The organism is Streptomyces sp. NBC_01445 (assembly GCF_035918235.1).
Classification (GTDB): Bacteria; Actinomycetota; Actinomycetes; order Streptomycetales; family Streptomycetaceae; genus Streptomyces.
The window spans coordinates 1,598,792-1,622,066 of sequence record NZ_CP109485.1 but is presented as its reverse complement, the minus strand read 5'-3'; the positions used below and the strand labels follow the sequence as shown (position 1 = coordinate 1,622,066).

General features: G+C 70.3%; 18 protein-coding genes. 14 read left to right on the top strand and 4 right to left on the bottom strand.

What is annotated here, in order from left to right; genetic code table 11:
- Nucleotides 1–112 precede the first annotated feature (112 nt).
- Nucleotides 113–1,399 carry an MFS transporter gene (locus OG574_RS07615; RefSeq protein WP_326778397.1) on the top strand — a complete coding sequence of 429 codons (1,287 nt, stop codon included), beginning with the start codon at nucleotides 113–115 and terminating at the stop codon, nucleotides 1,397–1,399.
- Between the two features lie 59 nt (nucleotides 1,400–1,458).
- Here OG574_RS07615 and OG574_RS07610 read toward each other — a convergent pair whose 3' ends face one another.
- Both OG574_RS07610 and OG574_RS07605 read right to left on the bottom strand, forming a co-directional pair.
- The gene (locus OG574_RS07610) at nucleotides 1,459–4,176 is read right to left on the bottom strand and encodes a molybdopterin-dependent oxidoreductase (protein ID WP_326772476.1); all 2,718 of its coding nucleotides are present in this window, start codon (nucleotides 4,174–4,176) and stop codon (nucleotides 1,459–1,461) included.
- Nucleotides 4,173–5,000, bottom strand: coding sequence for an FAD binding domain-containing protein (locus OG574_RS07605; RefSeq protein ID WP_326772475.1), 828 nt, complete (start codon nucleotides 4,998–5,000; stop codon nucleotides 4,173–4,175). Before OG574_RS07605 ends, OG574_RS07610 begins: the two co-directional genes overlap by 4 nt.
- A 120-nt stretch (nucleotides 5,001–5,120) precedes the next feature.
- Here OG574_RS07605 and OG574_RS07600 point away from each other — a divergent pair, with 120 nt between their 5' ends.
- The 8 genes from OG574_RS07600 to OG574_RS07565 all read left to right on the top strand — a co-directional run bounded on the left by OG574_RS07600 (nucleotide 5,121) and on the right by OG574_RS07565 (nucleotide 13,851).
- On the top strand, nucleotides 5,121–6,086 hold the full coding sequence (locus tag OG574_RS07600) for an antibiotic biosynthesis monooxygenase (RefSeq protein WP_326772474.1): 966 nt from the start codon (nucleotides 5,121–5,123) through the stop codon (nucleotides 6,084–6,086).
- Nucleotides 6,087–6,336: 250 nt separating this feature from the next.
- Nucleotides 6,337–8,727 carry an ATP-binding SpoIIE family protein phosphatase gene (locus OG574_RS07595; RefSeq protein ID WP_326772473.1) on the top strand — a complete coding sequence of 797 codons (2,391 nt, stop codon included), beginning with the start codon at nucleotides 6,337–6,339 and terminating at the stop codon, nucleotides 8,725–8,727.
- Between the two features lie 342 nt (nucleotides 8,728–9,069).
- Complete coding sequence (locus tag OG574_RS07590; protein WP_398376633.1) at nucleotides 9,070–9,372, top strand: ferredoxin; 303 nt, start codon at nucleotides 9,070–9,072, stop codon at nucleotides 9,370–9,372.
- Between the two features lie 89 nt (nucleotides 9,373–9,461).
- Entirely contained in the window at nucleotides 9,462–10,685 is a 1,224-nt protein-coding gene (locus tag OG574_RS07585) for a cytochrome P450 (protein WP_326772472.1), read from the top strand.
- Nucleotides 10,686–10,922: 237 nt separating this feature from the next.
- Nucleotides 10,923–11,294, top strand: a complete 372-nt coding sequence (locus OG574_RS07580; RefSeq protein WP_100592931.1) for a hypothetical protein — start codon at nucleotides 10,923–10,925, stop codon at nucleotides 11,292–11,294.
- A gap of 11 nt (nucleotides 11,295–11,305) precedes the next feature.
- Complete coding sequence (locus OG574_RS07575) at nucleotides 11,306–12,889, top strand: peptidoglycan-binding protein (RefSeq protein ID WP_326772471.1); 1,584 nt, start codon at nucleotides 11,306–11,308, stop codon at nucleotides 12,887–12,889.
- Nucleotides 12,849–13,391 (top strand): protease inhibitor I42 family protein, encoded by a 543-nt coding sequence (locus tag OG574_RS07570; RefSeq protein WP_326772470.1) that lies wholly within the window; start codon nucleotides 12,849–12,851, stop codon nucleotides 13,389–13,391. The genes OG574_RS07575 and OG574_RS07570 overlap by 41 nt, the downstream gene beginning before the upstream one ends.
- 46 nt (nucleotides 13,392–13,437) lie before the next feature.
- Nucleotides 13,438–13,851, top strand: coding sequence for a hypothetical protein (locus tag OG574_RS07565; protein WP_326772469.1), 414 nt, complete (start codon nucleotides 13,438–13,440; stop codon nucleotides 13,849–13,851).
- A 135-nt stretch (nucleotides 13,852–13,986) separates the two neighbouring features.
- Here the strand turns inward: OG574_RS07565 and OG574_RS07560 are convergent, their stop codons facing one another.
- On the bottom strand, nucleotides 13,987–17,694 hold the full coding sequence (locus tag OG574_RS07560; protein WP_326772468.1) for a choice-of-anchor D domain-containing protein: 3,708 nt from the start codon (nucleotides 17,692–17,694) through the stop codon (nucleotides 13,987–13,989).
- A gap of 336 nt (nucleotides 17,695–18,030) precedes the next feature.
- Here OG574_RS07560 and panD point away from each other — a divergent pair, with 336 nt between their 5' ends.
- From panD to OG574_RS07540, 4 genes are read left to right on the top strand one after another with little or no spacing between them, the layout of a single operon-like run.
- Nucleotides 18,031–18,459: an aspartate 1-decarboxylase gene (gene panD, locus OG574_RS07555; protein ID WP_116506146.1), complete on the top strand. Its 429-nt coding sequence runs from the start codon at nucleotides 18,031–18,033 to the stop codon at nucleotides 18,457–18,459.
- 30 nt (nucleotides 18,460–18,489) lie between these two features.
- A complete protein-coding gene (locus OG574_RS07550) occupies nucleotides 18,490–18,846 on the top strand; it encodes a GNAT family N-acetyltransferase (protein WP_326772467.1) in 357 nt (118 codons plus the stop codon).
- A gap of 4 nt (nucleotides 18,847–18,850) precedes the next feature.
- Entirely contained in the window at nucleotides 18,851–19,486 is a 636-nt protein-coding gene (locus OG574_RS07545) for an aspartate/glutamate racemase family protein (RefSeq protein ID WP_326772466.1), read from the top strand.
- Nucleotides 19,487–19,541: 55 nt separating this feature from the next.
- Entirely contained in the window at nucleotides 19,542–20,000 is a 459-nt protein-coding gene (locus OG574_RS07540) for a nitroreductase family deazaflavin-dependent oxidoreductase (protein WP_326772465.1), read from the top strand.
- Nucleotides 20,001–20,687: 687 nt separating this feature from the next.
- Here OG574_RS07540 and gndA read toward each other — a convergent pair.
- Entirely contained in the window at nucleotides 20,688–22,127 is a 1,440-nt protein-coding gene (gndA, locus tag OG574_RS07535) for an NADP-dependent phosphogluconate dehydrogenase (protein WP_326772464.1), read from the bottom strand.
- Nucleotides 22,128–22,273: 146 nt separating this feature from the next.
- Between gndA and OG574_RS07530 the strand changes: the two genes are divergently transcribed.
- Nucleotides 22,274–23,245 (top strand): acetylxylan esterase, encoded by a 972-nt coding sequence (locus OG574_RS07530; protein WP_326772463.1) that lies wholly within the window; start codon nucleotides 22,274–22,276, stop codon nucleotides 23,243–23,245.
- The last annotated feature ends 30 nt before the right edge of the window (nucleotides 23,246–23,275 follow it).

Sequence of the window (23,275 nt, the reverse complement as noted above, 5' to 3'; positions counted from 1 at the left end):
CCCTGTGCCCTCCGCGTCCTCTGCTTCGTCTGATTCCGCTGATCCCTCCTATCCCTCCGATCTCTCTGCTTCCTCCGCCGGATCCGCTTCCGGCCGGCCTGCTTCCCCAAGCCTGTGGCGCGACCGCGACTTCCGCCGACTCTGGGTGGGCCAGACGGTCTCCCAACTCGGTGAACACACAACTCTGGTCGTTCTGCCGCTCTGTGCCGTCCTGACGCTCGGCGCCGGCGCCGGTGAGCTGGGCGCCCTGCGCGCGGTGGGGCAGGCGCCGATCCTGTTGCTCTCGCTTCCGGCCGGCGCGTGGGTGGACAGGTGGCGCACGCGCACGGTGATGGTGCTGGCGGACGCGGGCCGGGCGCTGGCCCTGGGGGCGACCGCCGTGGCAGGGCTCTTCGGCGCGCTGGGCCTGCCCGCGCTGCTCGTGGCCGCCTTCGCCGTCGGCGCCCTCTCCGTGTTCTTCGACGTGGCCTACCAGACGTCTCTCGCACGGCTGGTGAACCGCGATCAGCTGGTGCCGGGCAACAGCGCACTGGAGGGCAGCCGCTCCGCCGCCCAGATCGCAGGCCCCGCACTCGGCGGGGCGCTGGTCTCAGTCCTGGCAGCACCGGTCGCTGCCGCGTCCGGTGCTCTCCTCTTCGCGATGTCGTTCCTGTCGATCCGCCGGATCCGCCGCAGTGAGCCGATCCCCGAGCCCACGCAAGAGCGCTCGCAGCGTCTTCCGCAGCCCACGCAAGAGCCCCGGCGGCGTCCCCCGCGGGTCTGGCGGCGGATCGGCGAGGGCCTCCGCTTCGTCGTCGGCGACACCTCGCTGCGGGCCGTGTGCCTCGCCTCGGCCGCCTTCCAGTTCTCGCTGGCGGCCATGATGACCGTCTACCTGCTCTTCCTGCCGCGGGAACTGCACCTGTCCGGCACGGAGATCGGTCTCGCGCTCGCGGCCACGGGGCCGGGCGCGCTCCTCGGCTCACTGCTGGCCGCGCGACTGCCGGGCCGGTTCGGGCACGGCGTGGTGCTCGTGTCCGCGGCGGCCCTCGGTGACGGCGCGTTCCTGTTCGTGCCCGCGCTGCACGGCTCCTCCACGGGAACGGTTCTCGCCCTCGTCGCGGTCAGTCTCGTGTTCGGGACCTTCGGCCAGCTGGTGAACGTCACGGTGATGGGCGTCCGGCAGGCCCTGACCCCGGACGGGATGCAAGGCCGCGCGGCGGCGACCATCACGTTCGTCGGCATGGGCCTGACCCCGCTCGGCTCGCTGCTCGGCGGATTCCTCGCGGACGGGTGGGGGCTGCGCCTCAGCCTTGCGGTGACGGCGGCAGGGATGCTGCTGTCCCCGCTGCTGATGGCGCTGTCCCCACTGACCCGCCTGGGACGGACGCTTCCGGCCCACCGGCTTCTTGTGGACTGATGCTGCCGCCAGGTTTCCATGGGCGGGACGCTGACCCGACTCCTGGATGAGGGCGGGGCTCAGGCCGTCCGTATCGACCGGTTCTCCTTGAGCCGGCTGTAGATGCGTTCCGGCGTCAGGGGCAGTGCGCGACAGCGGACGCCCGTGGCGTCGTGGAGCGCGTTCGCCAGCGCGGGGGCCACCGGGTTGATGCAGCATTCCGCCATGCCCTTCGACCCCATGGGCCCGAAGGAGTCCGCCGACTTCACCAGAAGCAGTTCGGTGCGGGGGACGTCGGCGTAGGTGGGGATGCGGTAGTTGCGCAGGTTCGGGTTGGCCATGGCTCCGCCCGCGTCGACCTGGTAGTTCTCGGTCAGTGTGAAGCCGATGCCCTGGGCGACACCGCCTTCCACCTGACCCCGGACCTGCGCGGGGTTGATGACGACGGCCGCGTCCGTGGCGTGCACGCTGTAGAGGATGCGGATCTCGCCCGTCACCTGATGGACCGCGATCTTGAATCCCTGCGTGTTGGATACGACGCTTCGTGGCGAGCCGTAGGCCTTGCGTGCGGCGGTGAACCGGATTCCGCGCGCTCGGGCCAGCGAGACGAGTTCGGCCAGCGGCACGCGCTGGTCCCCGCAGACGACTTCCCCGTCGCCCAGCGAGCACATGACCACGTGGACGCCCGTGTGCACGGCGGCGAATTCGAGGATGCGGTCGCGCACGGCATTGGCCGCCCGGAGCACGGCGTTGCCCGCCACGAAGAGGCCCGCGCTCGCGAAGGCGCCGGTGTCGAATCCCGTGCGGTCCGTGTCCGACTGCACCAGGCGAATGCGTGAAGGCGTCGTACCCAGCTGGTTGGCCGCGATCTGGACGTGCGCTGTCGACGTGCCCTCGCCGAACTCGACCGTACCGACGGCCAGTTCGTACACGAGGTCGTCGCCGAGCGTGACCCAGGCCTCGGAGAGGTGCTCGGTCGGGGGCGCGGTCTCGTGCAGGGAACTCGCGACCCCGGACCCCACCAGCCAACCCGGTCCGGGCGGCGGCTCGTTGACGGCGCGAGCCATGGCGTGATCCACGAGATCGATGCACTTGCCGAGCCCGTTCTCGTTGAACATCACGTCGTCGGGGCCGTCGTGCATGGCGACGAGCGGATCGCCCGGCCGCACGATGTTGCGCCGTCGCAGTGCGAGCGGGTCGAGGTGCAGGGCGCGGGCCAGTTCGTCCATCGCGGATTCGACGGCGTACGCCGGCTGCGTCATGCCGTAGCCGCGCAGCGCCCCGCTCGGAACGGTGTTCGTGTAGACGGAGAACCCGTCGTACTTTTTGTTGGGACAGCGGTAGATCATGACGGCCGCGCCGCCTGCGTACATGGTCTCGCCGCCGTGATTGCCATAGGCGCCCGTGTTCGACACATTACGGACCTGAAATGCCGTCAGCGTGCCGTCCGCCTTCGCGCCGAGCCTGACCGTCAGCGTCATCGGGTGCCGCGGCGAGGCCGTCGTGAACTCCTCCTCGCGGGTGTACTCGAAGCAGACGGGCCGCCCGGTGTCCAGGGCGGCGAGCGCGGCCAGATCCTCCGAGATGACCTCCTGCTTGCCGCCGAAGCCGCCACCGACCCGCTTGCAGAACACGCGGAGCTGGTCCGGGCGCAGCGCGAAGAGATGCGCGAGCTTGATCTTCGCGATCGACGGCGACTGCGAACTGGTCCGCACGTTCAACCGGCCGTTCTCGACCCAGGCGATGGATCCGTGGGTCTCGAGATGCGCGTGCTGCACCCGGGGGGACGAGTACGTTCCTTCATGGATCACATCCGCCTCGGCGAACCCCGCGTCGACATCGCCGATGTGCGAATGGATCTCCAGCAGGATGTTGTGGACGGCATCGCGGACGAACGGGTCGTCCGTCCTGTGCAGTTGGGGAGCCCCTTCGGCCATCGCGGCCTCAGGATCGAACACCGCCGGCAGCTCCTCGTACTCCACCTCGACCCTTCGGCAGCCCTCCTCCGCCGCGCCGACCGTGTCGGCCACGACCGCGGCGACGCGCTGGCCGACGAAGCGGACCGTGTCGTCGAGGATGTACGTGTCGTCCGGATCGGCGAGGTGGTCGGTGTGGATCGCCGTGGAGAACCGTCTGCGCGGCACGTCCTCCCAGGTGTAGACGCGATGCACGCCCGGCACCGCGAGCGCGGCGGTCTTGTCGACCGACACGATCCGGGCGTGCGCGTGCGGGGAGTGCAGCACCTTGAGGTGGAGCAGGCCTTCGACATCGGTGTCCATCGTGAACTCGGCGCGTCCGGTCACCACTTCGTCGCCCGCCGGGGCGCCGACGCTCGTCCCGACGGCCTTTCCCGGCGCGGCGGTCTCGACGCCGACGACGCCCTTCACGGCGTCCTCGATCGCCCGGTAGCCGGTGCAGCGGCAGAGGTTGCCCTTCAGGGCGCGAGGCAGGTCCGCCTTCTGGGCCTCGGTGAAGGTCGCCGAGGTCATGATCATCCCTGCGGTGCAGAAGCCGCACTGGAACCCCGGCGCATCACGGAACTGCCGCTGCATCGGGTGCAGTCGGCCGGGAGATCCGAGCCCTTCGACCGTGGTCACCTCATGGCCCTCCGCGCGGAACGCGGGGGTGATGCAGCTGTGCACCGGATCGCCGTCGAGCCACACCGTGCACGCGCCGCAATCGCCCGCGTCGCACCCCTTCTTGACGCCGTGGTGCCCGAGCGACCGCAGGAAGGTCCGCAGGCACTGGCCGGGGCCGGGCTCCTCGTCGAAACTCCTGCCGTTCACGACGTACGTCATGGCAGGTCACCGGCCGACAGTTCGCGGCGAATCTCTTCGGCGAAGTGCTTCGTCAGATGGCGACGGTGATCCGGGGTCCCATTGGCATCCGAGAACCAGAGGCCGGTGGGGACGGCGTCGATGCTCCGCCGCAGGGCCGAGGCATCGGGCATGGTGTCGAAAGCAATGCGTACGGGGCGTGTGGTCCCGGCGGTGACGGTGAGCAACAGGTCGCTCGTGCCCGGCGTTCGAGTGCCGACGAGGAAGACCGTCGAGCGGCCGAGGCGGGTCAGCGAGAAGCGGCGGTGCGCGGCGCGTTTCCGCAGGGCACGGGCCGGAATGTCGATGCGCCGCAGGACTTCCCCGGGGCCGAGAACGTTCTGATGGTCGCCGGTCACGAAGTCGAGGGCATCGACGGTGCGCGTGGACCCGTCGGAGGCCCACAGCTCGTACCGTCCTTCCAGCGCGACCGTCAGTGTGATCATGGGTCCGGCGGGCAGGGACAGACAGATATTTCCGCCGACGGTCGCTGAATTCCATACCTTGAACGAGGACAGGAAGGCATCGCAGCTTTTCGCCAGAAGGGTGCCCGCGATCCAATCGCCCGGAAAGGCAAAGGAATGGAGATCGCGAATCGTGCACGTGGCGCCGATTTCGAGTCCCGCGCGGTCCGGGACGAGGGCTTCCCAGCGCAGCGCCGTCAGGTCGACCAGGCGCCGCAAGCTCGGCTGCTCCACGGAGAACAGCCACGTACCACCCGCAAGCCACGCATCACCTTCGCGCCAGTCCGCGCCGGGCGGATCGAGCGGACGCCGGACGACTTCCGTGACGGTGTTGAGGTCCATGGAGACTGATCTCTCGCGGGAGGCTGGTTCTCGCGCGCGATAATTCGTGCGACGGATGTTCCCCGAATTCCCGGTGAATTCGAATGTCGTCAGAATTCCCTGTGAACTAGACTACGCCGTATGGGTATCCGTGCAAGCGGCAGTGCGACCGTGGTGACCTCCCAGAAGGTGCGGGAAGGGCTCGACGAGGAGTACGACCGCTGGCAGGGGAAGGTGAACCGGGTCGTCCGGGACTTCGACGGATTCGAGGCCACGGAGACCTATCCCCCCGGATCCGGCGAGGAACGCGAATGGGTCGTGGTGTTCCGCTTCGCCGGCGCGGACGAGCTCACCGCGTGGCTGGAATCGACCGCCCGCCGGGAGCTGCTCGCCGAAGGCCGTGGGCTGCTGGACGGAACCCCGACCCAGGAAGTCCTTGCCGGTGGCCACATCGAGGTACCCGACCGGGTGGAGGGTGTCACGGCAGTTGTCTCGCACGACGTACGGCCGGGCCGGGAAGAGGACTTCGAGCGCTGGCAGGAGAAGATTCTGAGAGAGCAGGAGAAATATCCGGGCTTCATGGGGACCGAATTCTTCCGGCCCGTCGACGGGATCCAGGACCGTTGGGTGGTCGTTTTCCGGTACGACACCCATGAACATCTCGATGCCTGGCTGGACTCCAGCAGCAGGGAGCACCTCCTCAAGGAAGGGCGGAACTACTTCGCGTCCTACGACGTCCGCAAGGTGGGGACGGCGTTCGGCGGCTGGTTCAGGTTCGGCTCGGCCGAGGAGGAGCAGGTCCCGTCCAACTGGAAACAGGCCATGACCGTCGTGCTGGCGCTCTATCCCACCGTCATGGTCCTGAATCTGACCGTGGGTCATGAATTCGACGTCCTGGGCGTCCCCGGATACCTCGGCCTGTTCTTCGGCAACATGCTGAGCGTCAGCATTCTGACCTGGCTGCTCATGCCCCTGGTGAACCGCTTCCTGGCCTTCTGGCTCCGCCCCGGCCGGACCCGCACCGTCCGCGTCGACGTGGCGGGCGCGGCGCTCGTGGCCCTGTGCTGGGCCCTGACCGTCCTCGTCTTCGCCCTGACGACGGGCTGACGCCCGTGTTGTTTCCCGCGGACAGGGGCAAGGTGCGGCCTGCCACGCTCATCCGGTGGTTTCCTTGCCGAAGCTGTTCCGGGCAATGATCCACTTCTGGATCTCGCTGTTTCCCCCCAGATCTCGCCGATCTTGCTGTCGCGGCAGATCACCTCGACAGACCCCGGCGGGCGTACCGTCCGCGCTGAGCTCGCGAGCGAAGCCCCAGGCGTAGCCTTGAACTCAGAGATTCCAGTACTGGGCAGGTCGCATGGCCACGATGCACGCATCATGCGAGACCGGTCATCGGAACCCTTTCGACACGACCACAGCAGCGATGATCGTGCTGGATGCGCAGGGGAGAGTGACTGGCTGGAGTCCTGCAGCCCGCAATCTCTACGGGGCCGACATCCGAGACGTGCTCGGTCGCTCGGCGAGCGAGGTTCTGCGGGATGTTCGCGCCCGGGGTGACACGCTGCAGGGCTTCGGGGCAGCGGGGGCACCCGAGGACGCCCGGACCGAGAGACGTACCGTTCGACGCCCGGACGGGGCGCTGGTGGAGACGGTCCTGCGCATCTTTCCGGTGGAGCAGGGCCGGGGGAGGCCCGCCTGGGTCGTGATGGCGGCGGCAAGCGACCGCTACCAGGAGTGGGTGACCGACCAGTCGATGCTGTCCGGGCTCTTCACGCAGGCTCCCGTGGGGCTCAGCGTCTACGGCCCTGACGCCCACCTCAATTGGGCCAACGATGTCGTGCAGCAGGTCATGGGCTGGCGCGCCGGTGAATGGGAGGGCCAGGCCAACAGGGTGCTCTATCCGCACGGCACCATCCTGTCCCCTCCGGAGTACCACGAGACGGAGGAGGTGCTGGAGGAAGTGTTGCGCACCGGCGAAGCCGTGCTCGACGTCCATTGGCGCGGGCCCACCCCCGCCGCCTGCGAGTGCCACCGGGTCTACTCGTGCTCGTACTTCCGCCTGCAGGACGACGCGGGCCAGCCCTTGGGCGTCTGCGAGGCGTCCGTCGATATCACCGATGGCTACGAGGCACAGGCTCGCCTGGCGCTGCTGAGCCGAGCCAGCGGGATCGGTACCACGCTCGACGTCGGGAAGACGGCGGAGGAAGTCGCGGGGCTCGTGGTCCCGGATCTCGCCGACTCCGTACGCATCGAGGTCATGGAGTCGGTCCTGGCCGGAGAAGAGCCCCCTTCCGCGGCCTCCGGTGCACCGACGGGGCTACGGCTCATGGCAGAGCGCACCGGGAGTGCTCCGCCCGTTGCGCAAAGTGATGCGCTGCTGGGTGTCATCGGCAGCCGGCCGGTGACCGCGCACCAACGCCTGCTGGCCGTGCCCCTGCTACTGGGCGGCACCACGCTCGGCACGATCACCCTCCTGCGGCAGCCGGCCCGTGCACCGTTCACCGAGGGGGACCGCGCCCTCGCCGAAGAACTGGCATCGCGCACCGCGGTGTGCGTGGACAACGCTCGCCGCTACGTCCGCGAGCACACCACGGCGCTGAAACTGCAGCGTGACCTCCTCCCGCGAGGACTACCGCAACCGAGTGGCATCGAGCTCGCGCACCGCTACATCCCCACCACCGGTCCCCTTGGAGTCGGGGGCGACTGGTACGACGTGATTCCGCTGTCGGGCGCCCGCGTCGGGTTGGTGGTCGGTGACGTGGTGGGGCACGGGGTGGACGCCGCGGCCACCATGGGACGGTTGCGCACGAGCGTGAGAGCACTGGCCGCCCTGGACCTGCCGCCGGACGAACTCCTCACCCGGCTCGACGACTTGGTCGGACAGACACGAGTCGGAATACACGGAACGCCGGGCGACGCGGGGACGGACAGGGCGCTCGGGGCGACCTGCCTGTACGCCGTGTACGACCCCGCCTCCCGCACCTGCGCCATGGCCAGTGCGGGCCACCTCCCGCCGGTCGCCACCGGCCGTGGGACTGGCACCCGGCAGGCTGAACCGCTCGACCTGCCCACAGGTCCCCCGCTGGGCATCGGTGGACTGCCTTTCGAGAGCGTGGAATTCGAGTTCGCCGAGGGCACTGTGCTCGCCCTGTTCACCGACGGAATCGTCAAGGCGCGCGGCCGGGACGTGGACGAGGGAGTGGCGGACGTGTGCGGCGCTCTGGACGCCTCGGCCGGGTCCCTGGAGAAAGCGTGCGACGAGGTCGTCTCCCTGTGTGCCCCGGGATCCGCCGAGGACGATGCCGCACTGCTGCTGGTGCGCGTCCACGCCTTCCCCGAAGACAGCACGGCGTCCTGGCAGTTCGCCTCCGACCCGGCCGAGGTGGCCGGCGTCCGTGCATTCGTCCGGGAGAAGCTGGAGGACTGGGGGCTGGACGAGGCGGCGTTCGTCTCCGAACTGGTCGTGAGTGAACTCGTCACCAACGCCATCCGATACGGCCGCCCGCCTGTCTCCCTGCGCCTGCTCCGTGACATCGACCGCACACTCATATGCGAGGTGTCGGACGGGGGTCACACCTCTCCGCATCTCCGCAACGCCGGCGACGAGGACGAAGGAGGCAGGGGCCTCTTCCTGGTGGCCCAGCTCACCGACATGTGGGGCACTCGTTACGAGCGCCAGGGCAAGACGATCTGGGCCGAGATCGGGCTGGGGCAGGAAGTGCCACTGGACCTGCTTCTGCAGCCGTGAGTTCGGACCCTGGCCCGGCGCCAGGAGTCTGCAGCCCCATACGTGGTGCAGGCCCAACGCCTGTTCGGTGAGCCCGACCATCCCGCTGGGCGCCCCGGCCGTGGGCGTCGTGCAGCGCAAGGACGACGTCTCACGCCGCTGCCGTTGCCATCTTCGAACCCGAGTCGGGGCGGACGTCCGGAGGGCCGCCACTGCACGGCTCTCACGTTGCGGGGCCCTCCCGCCGAGCTGATCCTGGAGAGAAGGGATATCAGCCATTCGATCAAATATTCGAGTGAACCGAGCCCACAGGGGTTGCGGGGCCGGCGGTCACCGCTAACCGAGCAAGGGGCGAGGTTCCAGATGAGGCTCGTCGTCGATCCCAACCGGTGTCAGGGCTTCGCACAGTGCGCCTTTCTCGCCCCGGACGTCTTCGCTCTGCACGCCGGGGAGGCGCTGCTCTTCACCTCCCGTTTCGACGACGAGGCACTTCGTGAGCAGGTGGAACAGGCTGCGGCCGCGCGTCCGGTCCGGACCATGCTCGTCGACGTCTCCGACGAACCGACGACCACCCCGAGGTGGACGGTCGTGCCGACGCTCTGCAGCCGGTCGATCCGGCGTTCCCGGGTCCGAATCCGCCCACCCGCGGGCCGACCGTCACCCTGACCGGCCACTCACCGACCGGGCAGCGTGTCCAGTTCGTCGCGGCACGTGTCTGACCATCGCCCCCGACCGTCGGCCCCTCAGGAGACACCATGACTCTGGACACCATGCTCGCGCAGATCACCGACTATGCGAACCGCGCCGATCCGTACCCGCTCTACGCCGCGCTGCGCGGGTCGCCGGTCACCCGTCAGGACGACGGATCGTACTTGGTCAGCACCTATTACGAGGTGCGGAGCCTGGCCAACGACCCGCGGCTCAGCAACGACCCGCGCAAGCGCACCCCCGGCGCCGACGTCCCCGCCGTGACCAAGGAGGACCTCAATCTGCCGCCCAGCTTCCTGCTTCTGGACCCGCCCGAACACGACCGGCTGCGCAATGCGGCGATGCGGCCGTTCGGACCCCCGCACAGCCCCAGGTTCCTCCACGACATGCGCGGAGAGCTGGCCGGGGTCGTCGCCGACCTGGTCGACGCGCTCGAAGGCAAGGACGAGATCGACGTCGTCGACGACTTCGCCTACCCCCTTCCCGTCACGGCCATCTGCAAGGTGCTTGGCGTGCCGCGCGAGGACGAAGCACGCTTCCACGGCTGGGCCGACACCGTGGCGTCGGGGATCGATCCCAGCGGCGGGGAAAGCGGCCTGGAAAAGGCACACAAGGCACGCGGCGAGTTGGGCGCCTACTTGTCCGACCTGATCGAGAGCAAGCGCCACGACCAGGGCAGCGGGATCCTCGGCCCCCTCGCCCGCGAAACGGGCCACGGCGGCAGCATGTCGACCCCGGAGCTGGTGGCCACCTCGATACTGCTCCTGATCGCAGGCCATGAGACAACGGTCAACCTGATCAGCAACGCGACGCTCACACTGCTGCGCCACCCCGACGTCCTCGAACGGTTCCGGACGGAACCGGACCTGGTCAATCCGCTCATTGAGGAGGTGCTGCGATACGAGCCGCCGGTCCAGTTCATACCGTGGACCACCGCCCTGGCCGACATCGACATCGCCGGCACCACCATCCCCAAGGGTTCGGCGGTCCAGCTGATGCTGGCGTCGGCCAACCGCGACCCGAAGCGCTTCGAGGACCCCGACCGGTTCGATCCCGACCGTGAGGACAACGAGCACCTCGGGTTCTACACCGGCATCCACTACTGCTTCGGCGCGCCGCTGGCCCGGATGGAGGCGCAGCTCGCCCTGCCCGAGCTCTTCCGCCGGATCAGAAACCCACGGCTGCTGGCGGACCCGCCGCCCTACCGCGTCAACCCCGTCCTGCGCGGCCCCCGCCACCTTCGGCTGGCGATCGACGGCCTCACCACCTGACGACGGGAGTCCAGGCGCCGGAGTACGTCCGCGAGAGGGTGGTCGCCCCGTCCCTCGTACGTGCTGCACGCTACGGCGAGTTGCAACCGATCGCCTGGGCCGGGGTGAGCGCCCGGGCCTGCCGTGGGGCGGGTGATGTGGAGGAGGTGTGTGTGGCGGACGACGTGTGATCCTTCATATAAACAGTGCGTGTTAGCCTGCCCGCGGTCGCGATCGAATGCATACGGGGGAGGCGCGGTGGGCTCGGACGGCTACCAGGTCAAGGCAGGTATGACCGGCCAGGCCCAGCAACTCGACGACGCCGGCACGGACATGGACGGCGTCAGCTCGGCCGTCAAGTCCCGCACGAGTTACTCGTACAGCGATGTCGGCGGCGATGACGCCGCGTCGGCGCTGAACGCGTTCGTCAAGGCGTGGGAGGCGGAGGCCAAGACACTGGCGTCGGCATTGCACGAGCTCGGTGGCAAGGTGCAGTTGGCCAAGAAGACCTACCACGGCACCGACGGCCTGGTGAAGACGCACGCGGACAGCGTCCCCGTCGGCGGCACGAGCAGCCTCACCGACACATCGACGCAGGGCGGGCGCACCTCGGCCCTGTCGAGCTACTGAGGAGCGGGCCGATGTCGTTCTTCTCCTCTCCCCTCAACTCCCCTTCCTTCCGCCTCGCGTGGCTCGCCGGGCTGTCCAAGAAGGTGCTCGGTGCCGGAAGCAAGAACGAGCTCCTCGATCTGATCGACGACGCCCTCTCGGTGCCCGAACCGGGCGGCGACCAGGGCGTGCTGGAGGGCCTGGCGAGTCTCTACCGCGGCCAGGTCGACCCGGTCGGCAGCGTCTTCGACCAGGTCGACCGGGTGGGCCGCAAGGGTCTTCCGGAGGTGTGGGTCGGTGACACGAGCGTCCTCGCCTCCGACGTGGTGAACGCCGCCGGGCGGTCCGCGACCCAGATGAGCGAGGCGTTCCAGGGCTGCGCGACCGTGTTGCTGACGCTGGCCGACGCGATCGGCGCCGCGCAGCGCAAGGACGAGCAGGGCCGCGGTCAGCTGCTGGAGCAGAAGAAGACGCTCGGCGGCAAGGACGGTTTCTTCGACGACCTGCACGAGAACGACGAGGAGGAGTGGGACCGCAAGAACGCCGCCCACTTCGGCTCCTACGCGGTCGACCTGATGCACGCCGCCGTCTCCGACGCGCAGGAGGCCACCCGCGTCGCCGCCCGGGACCTGAACAAGTGGGCCGCCGAGGCACGGGCCGGCAAGATGGAGACCAGCGAACTCACCGCCGTCGACAAGCTGATGCTCGCCGACACCGGCGTCGCGGGCGCCGACACCGAGCTGAACGAGATCCTCACGCCCGGCGACCTGGCGCGCGCGTCGACGCGTATGGACCTGCTGAGTCTCGACGACGAGACGGCCATGGAGCGGATGCTGGCCAAGTCGGACAACCCGCAGGAGCGGGCCTACCTGATGAAGGCCCTGGCCGCCGGCCACAGCGTCGCCGAGATCGAGACGTTCCAGAACAAGATCCACGGCAAGGACGCCGACTGGATGCGCCGGCACCTCACTCCGGTGGTCACCGCCACGGACAGCATGGACGACGAGGGCCTGGCGTCGGACGGGTCGAACAACAACAAGGACTACGCCACGTTCGACGGCCAGCTGTGGATCCAGGGCGGCGACGGCTCCGAGGGCACCTGCGTGGCCTCCTCCACCGTCACCTCCCGCGCCATGGTCGACCCGATGTACGCGCTCGACCTCACCGGCGGCCCCGACGGGCAGCAGGACGACCCCGAGGCCTTCAAGCAGCGCCTGGTGGCCGAACAGCACCGGCTGCACACCGAAGGCGACGGCGGCAAGAACTGGGGCGGCATGGGGCAGGAGGGGCAGGAACGGATCAACGACACCGCCGTCGGCAGTGCCACCGGCAACGACTACCAGCGCCAGGACCTGAACAGCGCCGACGACCGCAGGGCGGTCCTCACCGAAGTCGAGAAATCGGTGGCGGAGGGACGGCCGGTGCCTGTCGACGTCTCGGGCAAGGAGGGCGCCCACGCGATGACCATCATCGCCCAGGAAGGTGACAAGCTTCAGGTGTACAACCCCTGGGGCTCGACGACCTGGGTCAGCGAGGACGACTTCATCAACGGCCACATGGGCAAGGCTTCCAGCAGTGATCTCCCCAACGCGTACAGCGTCTATCTTCCGCGGTAGCAGGGGCGGTGCCGCGATCGCGGCGGCCGCGCTCCTCGCTCTCGCCACGGGCTGCGGCTCGGGCACCGACGAACCGGCCGGCGGCTCCACGAGCGCCGTGGGCCGCCCGACGAGCCACCCGGTGAAGGACACCAGCATCACCGCCGAGCCGGGCGAGCGCTTCACGCTCACCGTCGACCAGAACGCCTCCACCCGCGAGTACTGGTACCTGGTCGGCCCCGAGCCCGACACTGCGGTGCTCGTCAGCCGCGGCCAGGACTACGCGTCGGACTCCGGCGACACCCCGGTGCCCGGTGCCGGCGGCCGGCTCACCTTCACCTTCGAGGCCAAGGGCAAGGGGACCACGCGGTTCACGCTGCTGCACTGCACGTTCACCACCTGCCAGGGCAACACCTCCAGCCGGCCTCCCGAGACGACCGGACCCTCCGCCACCCCGACCACGGGAGCGGCCACCCCCTCCCCGGCCCCCGAGCGCATCACCTACACCGTCACCGTCGACTGAGCCGCAGCGGACCAGTCAGATGAGACGAGACACCCGAGGCCCCGCAATGAACGACGACGCCCCGTACCCGCCGGACCGCACGGACGACGAGCTGGCCCGGCTCGACATCACCGTCCTGCTGCGTTACGGCCTCACCGCCGCGCCCGGCACCCGGCGCACCGCCCTGTTCGGCGACGGCGCCGCGGCCGCAGCAGTCATCCTCGACCGCCTCGGCACCGAGCCGCGCTCGGTCGCCTTCCTCGCCGACACCGTGCGCGCCGGCGGCCTCGACCGCGCCGCTGAGCTGCCCGAGCCCCTGCCCCGCCGGGAGGCGGCCGACCTCGTACGGGAGTGGCTGCGGGCCGGCACCGAACTCGTGGGCGGGATCGCCGCCGACGACACCGCGGCCAATTGGCTGCGCGCCGTCGCGACCATCATCGAACTGAAGCAGCTGACCCGGGCGCGGGGCCGGAGTACGTGATCTGAGGAGCCGATCCGAGTACGGCGGCGGGTATGGGGCCACCGGGCGGCTGCCCACCGTGGGCTTCACGGAGAAGACCCGCCCCGCACCCCGACCCGCCCGCGGCAGGTGCTTCCCGTTCTCGTGCCGGGGCCCTCAGTGAGTGATGCTGACGCCGCCGACCGTGTGCTTGTCCGTAAGGCCGCCGGTGGCCCCGGCGAACCCGACCAGCACGTTCGGCGGCAGCGTCACCGCGGTGTCGATGACCTGGGTGCCGTCCACCTTCACCAGGAGGTGACCGGCGGTCGTCACGCTCACGTCGACGGTGTGCGTACCCGTGCGCAGGGCGGGCACGGCGGTCGAGGTGGCGGCGTACTGGAAGGGCGCACCGTTCCCGCCGGTGGCCACCCCGACGAAGTTGGCCGAGGGATCACCGGTGTTGCGGTAGGTGTCCAGGGTGACCGCGATGCCCGGCAGCCCCGCGTAGCCGAGACCGCTACCGCCGAAGCCCAGCGCGGTCGGTGTGGTCTTGGACGGGTCGAGCAGCATCAGGGCGAGTCCGTCGGCGCCGGTGCCGCCGCCGATCGTCGACGTGAAGCTCACTTTCAGCCCCGCCGACGCCGTGGGGGCGTTCTGAACGGCGCTCCCCTCGGTGTTCTGCACGGCCTGGGTGAGCACGAAGTCGGTGCCGGACGCCGCGGCGGCGCCGTTGAGTGTCCAGCCGCTGGGTCCGGGGGCGTACGAGCTCGCGGTGATGGCCGCGTCCCGGACCGTGTGGATGTCGGTCTGCCCGCCGGTGCCGCCGGTGAAGGCGAGCAGGGCCGTCGGGGGCAGTGAGGGCACCGTCGTGTTCAGCAGCTGGGTGCCGTCCATGGAGACGGTGAGGGTCTTGCCGGTGATGGACACGGCGACGGCGTGCGGGCCCGAGCGGAGGTTCGGCGCGTTGATGTTGGTCGCCGCGTAGGTGAAGACGCCGTTGGCCCTGGACGTGGTGATGCCGACGAAGTTCGCCGACGGGTCACCCGAGCTGCGGTACGTGTCGAAGGTGATCGCCACGCCCGCCTTACCGCCCCAGCCGAGGCCGCCGCCGTCCGTGCCGAGCGCGCTGGATGTGTTCTTGGCCGGGTCGAGCAGGCCGAAGGTGAGGCCGTCGGCGCCGGTGCCGCCGCCGATGACGGTGGTGAACGCCGCCTTGAGGCCGTCGGTGGTCACCGGCACGGGGAAGACGCCCGAGCCCGCCTGGTACGTGCTGGCCTGGGTGAGTTGCAGGTCGTTGCCGGAGAGCTTCGCGGAGCCGTTGAGCTTCCAGCCGCCCGCTCCGGGTGCCGGGACGGTGACCCCGCCGGCCGCGGTTCCCATGCCGGTGAGCGCTTCGTTCTGCGGGCCTCGGCCGTCGTCGGAGGTGAGCTGGTAGACGCCGGACGCCGCGCCGACGGCGGTCGGGGAGAAGGTGACGGCCTGGTGGATCACGTCCTCCGGGCCGATGACCTGGCCTTCGCTCAGCGGGTTCGTCACTTGGAAGGGTGCCGTGGGCGGGGCCGCCTTGGTGACGGTGAGGGGGATGTTGCCCGTGTTGCTGATGTCGAAGGTCTTGGTGACCGACTTCCCGACCGCGACACTGCCGAAGTCGGTGGAGGCCGGAGTGACCGTCAGATGTGCCTGACCGGTCACCGCGGTGCCGTTGAGCTGCACGGTGGTGGTGCCGCTCGTCGAGGTGACGGAGAGGGATCCCGTGCTGTCACCGGCGGTCGTCGGGGCGTACTTCACCTGGACGGTGACGGACTGCTGGGGCTGGACGACGGCGCCGTTCGCGGGCAGGCCCACGGCGCTGAACGGGCTGCTCGGTGGGCTGCTCGCCGAGACCGTCTCGGCCGAGGTGCCGGTGTTGGTGAAGGTCACGCCCAGGGTCTTGGTCGTGCCGGTGGCCACGGTGCCGAAGGCCAGCTGGGAGGGGGAAGCGGTGAGCCGGGACTGGGTGCCGTAACCGGTCAGGCCGAACCCGATGTCGCCGAGGTTGGTGGTGAACGTCAGTACCGAGGTGTCCGCGCCGGGTGCGGTCGGCGCGAACGACACCGGCACCGAGTAGGTGTCACCGGAATGCAGGGTGACCGGCAGTCCGGTGGGCGCGGCGGAGAACCGACTGCCCGACGGGGTGCTCACCGCGGAGACGGTCACGTCCCGGGTGGCGGTCACCTTGGCCGTGGCGCGGCCGGTGGCGCCCACGGCGACCTGGCCGAAGTCGACCGGGCTGCCGCTCAGCGCGGTGGCGGCCGGCCGGCCGAAGGCGAGCACATGGCCGTCGCGAGTGCCTACGTAGACCCGCCCGCCGTCGGTGGCGGGCACGGAGAACTTGGACGCGGTGCCGATCGGGACGGAGTAGCGCAGGTTGAGGGTGCCGTTGACGGGGACGGCGTCGTACGCGCGGAGTTCGCCGCCCGCCCCGTTGGAGCCCCGCGAGTAGATCGTCCAGACAAGGGCGGAGCCCGGGGTGGTGCCGGTGGAGGTCACCACGGGCGAGCCGGAGGTGTAGCCGAACTTGCCGGTGCTGGTGCCGGTGTTGGTCAGCGCGGGCTGGCCCGCACCGTTGACTCCGTACGCGAACGCCCGCAGCGGCCCTTCGCTGCCGATCGTGTACACATAGCCGCCCTCGGCGCCGTACGCGGCCGGGTGCCCCCAGACGCCCTCGTACGGGCCGAAGACGGAGAGCACCCCGTCGCTTCCACCGGCGCCCTGGCTGCGGCCACCGAGGTTGTCCCGGTCGAGGAGGAAGAGCCGGCCGTCCTTACCGATCTGCACCATGAGATGGGGGTGCGCGCTCGTCCCGAACACCGGACCGGGGAGCGCAGTCGGGCCTCCGGAACCCAGATCGGTGTCGTTCTGGTCGAGGATCGGGGCGTTGCTGGGGCTGAAGAAGTCCTGCGCGGACATCGTGCCGTCGCTGTTGACTCCGAGCCGGACCACCGACTCGGCGAGCTGGCCCGGCGGATTCGAACCGGGGCCGGGCGCCGGGGAGACTCCGTTCCCGGTGGTGAAGAAGATCCGTCCCGGCCCGTCGGAGACCAGACCGCCGCCGCTCAACCAGATGCCGGCCATGCCGTTGGCGGCGGAGTCCTCCGCGGCCCACAGCGTCGTCTTGCGGGTGGTGGTGTTGACCCCCAGCACATAGCCGACGTACGGGCCGATGTCGCAGTGCGAGGCGAAGCCCGCGTAGATCGTTCCGTCCATCAGGAGGAGGCCGGGGCGCTGGGCGGCGGTGAACGCGTTGAAGGGGTGGCTCGGGTCGTTGACCGGGGCGCCCTGCACCTTCACCGGCCAGCCGCTGCGCTCGGTTCCGGTCGAGGCGTCCAGCGCGTGGACGTACCAGCTGGGGTGGCTGGTGTCGGGCCCGTCATTGACCTTCGCGGTGAGGTAGACGGTCTGGGTGGCGGCGTCGTACACGGGGGTCGAGGTGACCCCGTAGTTCGGCGTGAGGTCACCGCAGCCGATCGCCGAGGCGGGCCAGAAGGGGCCCACGTCCTTCGTCCAGTTGACTTTCCCGGTCGCCGAGTCGAGGCCGTACACCTTGGCGTTCTCGGTGGCCGCGACGACCGTCTTGCCCGCCACCAGCGGCTGGGCGTAGACCTGGCCGTCCACGGCGGTCGAGAACTGCTGCCCGAAGTCGGAGCTGGACACCTGCGACGGCGCCAGGCCCGGCTCGTTCCGGTCCCAGCCGGTACGGAGGTTGTCGAACGAGACCGTCGACACATCGGCCCGGCGAGGCGGGGCCGCTTGTGACGGCAGTGCGCCACCTGTCGCCAACAGCAGACAGCCCGAAATCAACGCGAGCAAGCGGTGCCTGCTGCGCTGTCCCCGCATGCTGGGCATCTCTCCACCTCGGTGCGTGTGTACACGACGGCGGAGACCGGCCGGTCTCCGCCGACGGTCATCGTCGGAGGCACGACCGGACATTCGTACGCAGGCGGTGCGCACGTGCAGCGCGGTTCACTCCGATAGGCCAAGCCCGCGTGCGGCCGACTCGTTCGTGGAGCAGCCCCTCGCTGTGGAGCGGCCTGATGCGCCGTGAGAAAGCTCAGCATTCGGTCAGTGCGGATCCTGAAAAACATGGGGAGAACGCCCGGACAAGCGCCTGGTTGTAAGGTGTGGCAACGGCCCTTGACCTGCATAAAGCAGGCAGGGAGCAGACAGATCAGGAGCTTCTTCATGCTGCGCACCATGTTCAAGTCCAAGATCCACCGCGCCACCGTCACCCAGGCCGACCTGCACTACGTCGGGTCCGTCACCATCGACCGTGACCTCCTCGACGCCGCCGATCTGCTGCCCGGTGAGCTCGTCCACATCGTCGACATCGACAACGGCGCCCGCCTGGAGACGTACGTCATCGAGGGCGAGCGGGGGAGTGGTGTCATCGGGATCAACGGGGCCGCGGCCCATCTCGTGCATCCCGGGGACCTCGTGATCATCATCAGTTACGCTCAGGTCGACGACGCCGAGGCGCGTGCGCTGCGGCCCCAAGTCGTGCACGTGGACCGGGAGAACCGGATCGTGGCCCTGGGCGCCGACCCGTCCGAGCCGGTTCCCGGCGGTGACACGGAGCGCAGCCCCCAGGCGGTGGCGGCCACCAGCGGCTGACCGTCGCGCAGCAGACGCGAGGAGACCCCCATGAGCGACATCGAGATCCACGACGAACGGGACAGGGGCCTCCTCGCGGCCCGCGCGGCGGGCGACCCCCAAGGCTCCACCTTCGGGTACATCCAGTACTTCGTCCTCGACGCGCCCGAGAGGGCCCTCGTGCCCGTGCACACCGTCGTCGAGCCCCAGCACGAGGGCCGCGGCATCGCAGGATCGCTGGCCCGCGAGCTGTACGCCATCGCCGCCCGCGAGAGCATCGCCGTCGCGCCCCTGTGCCCGTTCGTCGTGCAGTGGGCAGCGCGCCACCCCGGGGAGGCCCCCGCCGCCCCGCCGGAGCTGATGGACGCCGCGCAGCGCGCGCTCGCCGACGACTCGGCCAAGTGGTGACCGCGTGACCCTCGCTCTCCTGCACACCTCCCCGGTCCACGTCCCGGTCTTCGACGCCCTGCGCGACACCCACCACCCCGGTCTCGCCCTGCGCCACGTCGTGGACGAGAGCCTGCTCGAACGCGCCAGGACCGCCGGGCCCGACGCCGTCGCGGACGACGTGCGCGCGCTGCTCGAAGCCGCCGTGGCCGAGGGGGCGGCCGCCGTGCTCTGCACCTGCTCGACCATCGGCGGCGTCGCCGAGGCCCAGTCCGCCGCCGTCGGCGTCCCTGTCCTGCGCGTGGACCGGCCGATGGCCGCCGCCGCGGTCGAAGCCGGACGTGCCGTCGCCGTGGTCGCAGCACTGGAGAGCACCCTCGCGCCGACCGTCGCCCTCGTCGAGGAGGAGGCCGCCCGCGCCGGCCGCCCCGTCGACGTACGCACGGTGCTGGTGGCAGGGGCCTGGGAGCGATTCGAGGCCGGTGACCGGGACGGCTACCGGGACCTCGTGGCCGCCGCCGTGGACGCCCTCACCGATGTCGACGTCGTCGTGCTCGCCCAGGCCTCCATGGCACCCGCCGCCGACCGGACCACCGCGACGGTCCCCGTCCTCTCCAGCCCCCGCCCCGGCCTGCGCGCGGCGGCGGACAACACGGCCTAGGCTGAGCCGAGTTCGTACCGAGTGACACCGGCTTGAGCTGCACGAGGAGAGCCAGATGGCCCAGGACGAGACCGGCACCGACGTCGTGATCAGCCCCACGGGCTGGGTCGCCGAGCAGGCCCGCCTGTACGAGGAGTCCGGCGGCACCGAGGGCACCACGATCCCCGGCCCGATGAGCGCGCCCTGTCTGCTGCTCGACTACCAGGGGCGTCACTCCGGTAAGTGGCGCCGCACGGTGCTGATCTACGACCGCGACGGCGACGACTACCTGATCGTCGCCTCGAAGGGCGGCGCCGACCAGCACCCCGAGTGGTACCTGAACCTGGAGGCCAACCCGGACGTGCGGCTGCGCGTCGAGACCGAGCGGTTCGCCGCCCGCGCCGAGACCCTCTCCTCGGAGGAAAAGGCCAGGGTGTGGCCCCACCTCGTGGAGATCTTCGCCCCGTACGCGGACTACCAGAAGAAGACCGAGCGGGACATTCCCGTCGTACGCCTCACCCGTATCAAGGGCTGAGAGCCGGCCGGGCGGTGTGTGGACCCGGCGGGCGTGGGAACGCGTGCCGGGAGACAGTGGCAGGGACCGGCTGTGCCCCACCCGGAGCGCGGCCGGCCTCCGACCCCCTGGAGGAATCGATGACGCATCCCATCCCCGATCCCGTCACCCCGCCGACCCCGGGGCCCGACGTCCCCGATCCCGGGCCGTTCCCGTCCCCGATCCCGCCGCCCCCGTCGCCCGGCCCCGGCCCCACGCCGCAGCCCCCGCCGCCCCCGCCGTCCCCGGGCCCGCCGAACCCCGACCCGGAGCCGGCGCCGCCCGAGCCGGAGCCTTCACCCATTTGACGCCCTCGCCCGCGTGAACGCGGACGATTCCGGTCGGTGCTGCTCCGCAGTGCCACCACGGGTTCCTGCTGCACGGGCCTCTGCCGACCGGTGAGGGTCCGCCTTATGGGGCCTCCACAGGCCTGAGTTTCCGCCCGCCCGGCGATAGGTCCGACAACTACGTTGTTGGGCAAGGCGATTCGGTTGCGGCGCTGCGGCCCTTCGGGCCGCTACGGGCCAGATGCCCTGCACCTCCACCCCGAAGGGTGGAGCACTGGGCAAGTGTCCGGTAGCGGCAGGGGCAAGCCTCCCATGCCGAGAGCTGGGACCGGTCGCCGCTGTAGCGGCGTACGCACACGCGCCCCCCGTCGGAGTGCGCCCCCTACGCCGACACCTCGGACCGGTCGCCGCCCCACAGTGTGTGGAACGCGCCGTCGCGGTCCGTGCGGCGGTACGTGTGGGCGCCGAAGAAGTCCCGCTGGCCCTGCGTGAGCGCGGCCGGGAGGCGGTCGGCGCGCAGCGCGTCGTAGTACGCGAGCGCGGCCGCGAAGCCCGGCGCCGGGACGCCCTCGACCGTCGCGGCGACCAGGACGGCACGCCAGTCGTCCTGCGCCGCGCCGATCTCCTGCGCGAACGTCTTGTCCGCGAGGAGGCTCGGCAGGTCGGGCCGGGCGTCGTACGCGGCGGTGATCCGGTCGAGGAACGCGGCCCGGATGATGCAGCCGCCGCGCCAGATCGAGGCGACGGCGCCCAGGTCGATGTCCCAGCCGTACGCCTCGCTGCCCGCCGTGATCTCGTGGAAGCCCTGCGTGTACGACACGATCTTCGACGCGTACAGGGCCTGCTCGACCCGGTCGGCGAACGCCGCGGCCTCCGGCTCGCTCAGCGCGGTCGGCGTCGGGCCCGCCAGGTCCTTCGAGGCCGCGCGCAGGTCCGCGTGGCCGGACAGCGAGCGCGCGAAGACGGCCTCGGCGATGCCCGACACCGGGACGCCCAGGTCGAGCGCGATCTGCACGGTCCAGCGCCCCGTGCCCTTCTGCTCCGCCTCGTCGACGACGACGTCCACGAAGGGCTTGCCCGTCGCCGCGTCCACGTGCGACAGGACCTCGGCCGTGATCTCGATCAGATACGAGTCGAGCCGGCCGGTGTTCCACCTGCGGAAGATGTCGGCGATCTGCGCGGGGGCGTAGCCCGCCACGTCGCGCAGGAGCTGGTAGGCCTCGCCGATGAGCTGCATGTCGGCGTACTCGATGCCGTTGTGGACCATCTTCACGAAGTGGCCGGCGCCGTCCGGGCCGACGTGCGTCACGCACGGGGAGCCGTCCTTGGCCTTCGCGGAGATCTTCTCCAGCATCGGGCCGAGCGCCGCGTACGACTCCTGGCTGCCGCCCGGCATGATGCTCGGCCCGTTCAGGGCGCCCTCCTCGCCGCCGGAGACGCCCGTGCCGACGAAGTGGATGCCGCGCTCGCGCAGTTCACGCTCGCGGCGGCGGGTGTCCGCGAAGTGCGCGTTGCCGCCGTCGACGATCATGTCGCCGGGCTCCAGGAGGGGCGCGAACTCCTGGATCACCGCGTCCGTGGGGTCACCGGCCTTGACCATGATCACCAGGCGGCGCGGCCTCTCCAGCGCGGCCACGAACTCCTCCGCGGTCTCGGTGGGGACGAACTCGCCCTCGCCGCCGAACTCCGCCACGAGGTCGTGCGTGCGGGACGCGGTGCGGTTGTGCAGGGCGACCGTGTAGCCGTTCCTGGCGAAGTTCCGCGCGAGGTTGCGCCCCATGACAGCGAGCCCCGTGACACCGATCTGGGCTGACTTGCTCATGCCTGTCGCTCCTGAAGTAGGGAGGTGATCGTTCTTGTTCATTTGTAGCGCGGTGAGGCGTACCGTGACGCTGCGACGCTCTCGTCGAGCCCTCAGGACTCGCTGCGGAGGTCTCTACGGAACTCTCTACGAACAAGGAGCCGCCCGTGCCTCACTTCGATTTGCCGCTCGACGAACTTCAGTCCTACCGGCCCACGTTGACGCGGCCCGAGGACTTCGACGCGTTCTGGGAGAAGACCCTGGCAGAGGCGCGTGAGCACGACCTCGACGCGCGCTTCGTACCGGTCGACGTGCCGCTGTCCGCGGTCGACGTCTTCGATGTTACGTACGCCGGGTTCGGCGGGCATCCGGTCAAGGGCTGGCTCGTCCTGCCCGCGGGGACGACGGCGCCGCTGCCTGCCGTCGTCGAGTACATCGGCTACGGAGGCGGGCGCGGTCTGCCGCACACGAACCTGCTGTGGGCCGCGGCCGGCTTCGCGCACTTCGTCATGGACACGCGCGGCCAGGGCTCCGGGGGCAGGGTGGGCGACACCCCCGACCCGGTCGGCAGCGGACCCGCGCACTCCGGCTTCATGACGCGCGGCATCGAGGACCCGCACGAGTACTTCTACCGGCGCGTCTTCACCGACGCCGTGCGCGCGGTCGAGGCGGCCCGTTCGCACCCCCTCGTCGACGCGTCGCGCGTCGCCGCGCTCGGCGGCAGCCAGGGCGGCGGCATCACGATCGCGGTCGGCGGCCTGGTGCCCGACCTCGTCGCCATCGCGCCCGACGTGCCGTTCCTGTGCCAGTTCCCCCGCGCGGCCACCCTCACCGAACGCCACCCGTACCGCGAGATAGCCCTGTATCTGAAGGCGCACATCGGCGCCGACGAGCAGGTCTTCCGCACGCTGTCGTACTTCGACGGCGTGCACTTCGCGGCCCGCGGCACCGCGCCCGCCCTCTTCTCGGTGGCGCTCGAGGACCAGACCTGCCCGCCCTCCACGGTCTTCGCGGCGTTCAACTCCTATGCCGGGCAGGACAAGACGATCAAGGTGTACACCTTCAACGACCACGAGGGCGGGGGGCCCTTCCATCAGGCCGCCCAACTCGACTGGTTGCCGGTGCGGTTGCGGGGCTGAAACGCGAACTACGCCTGGAGGAAGCCCCCT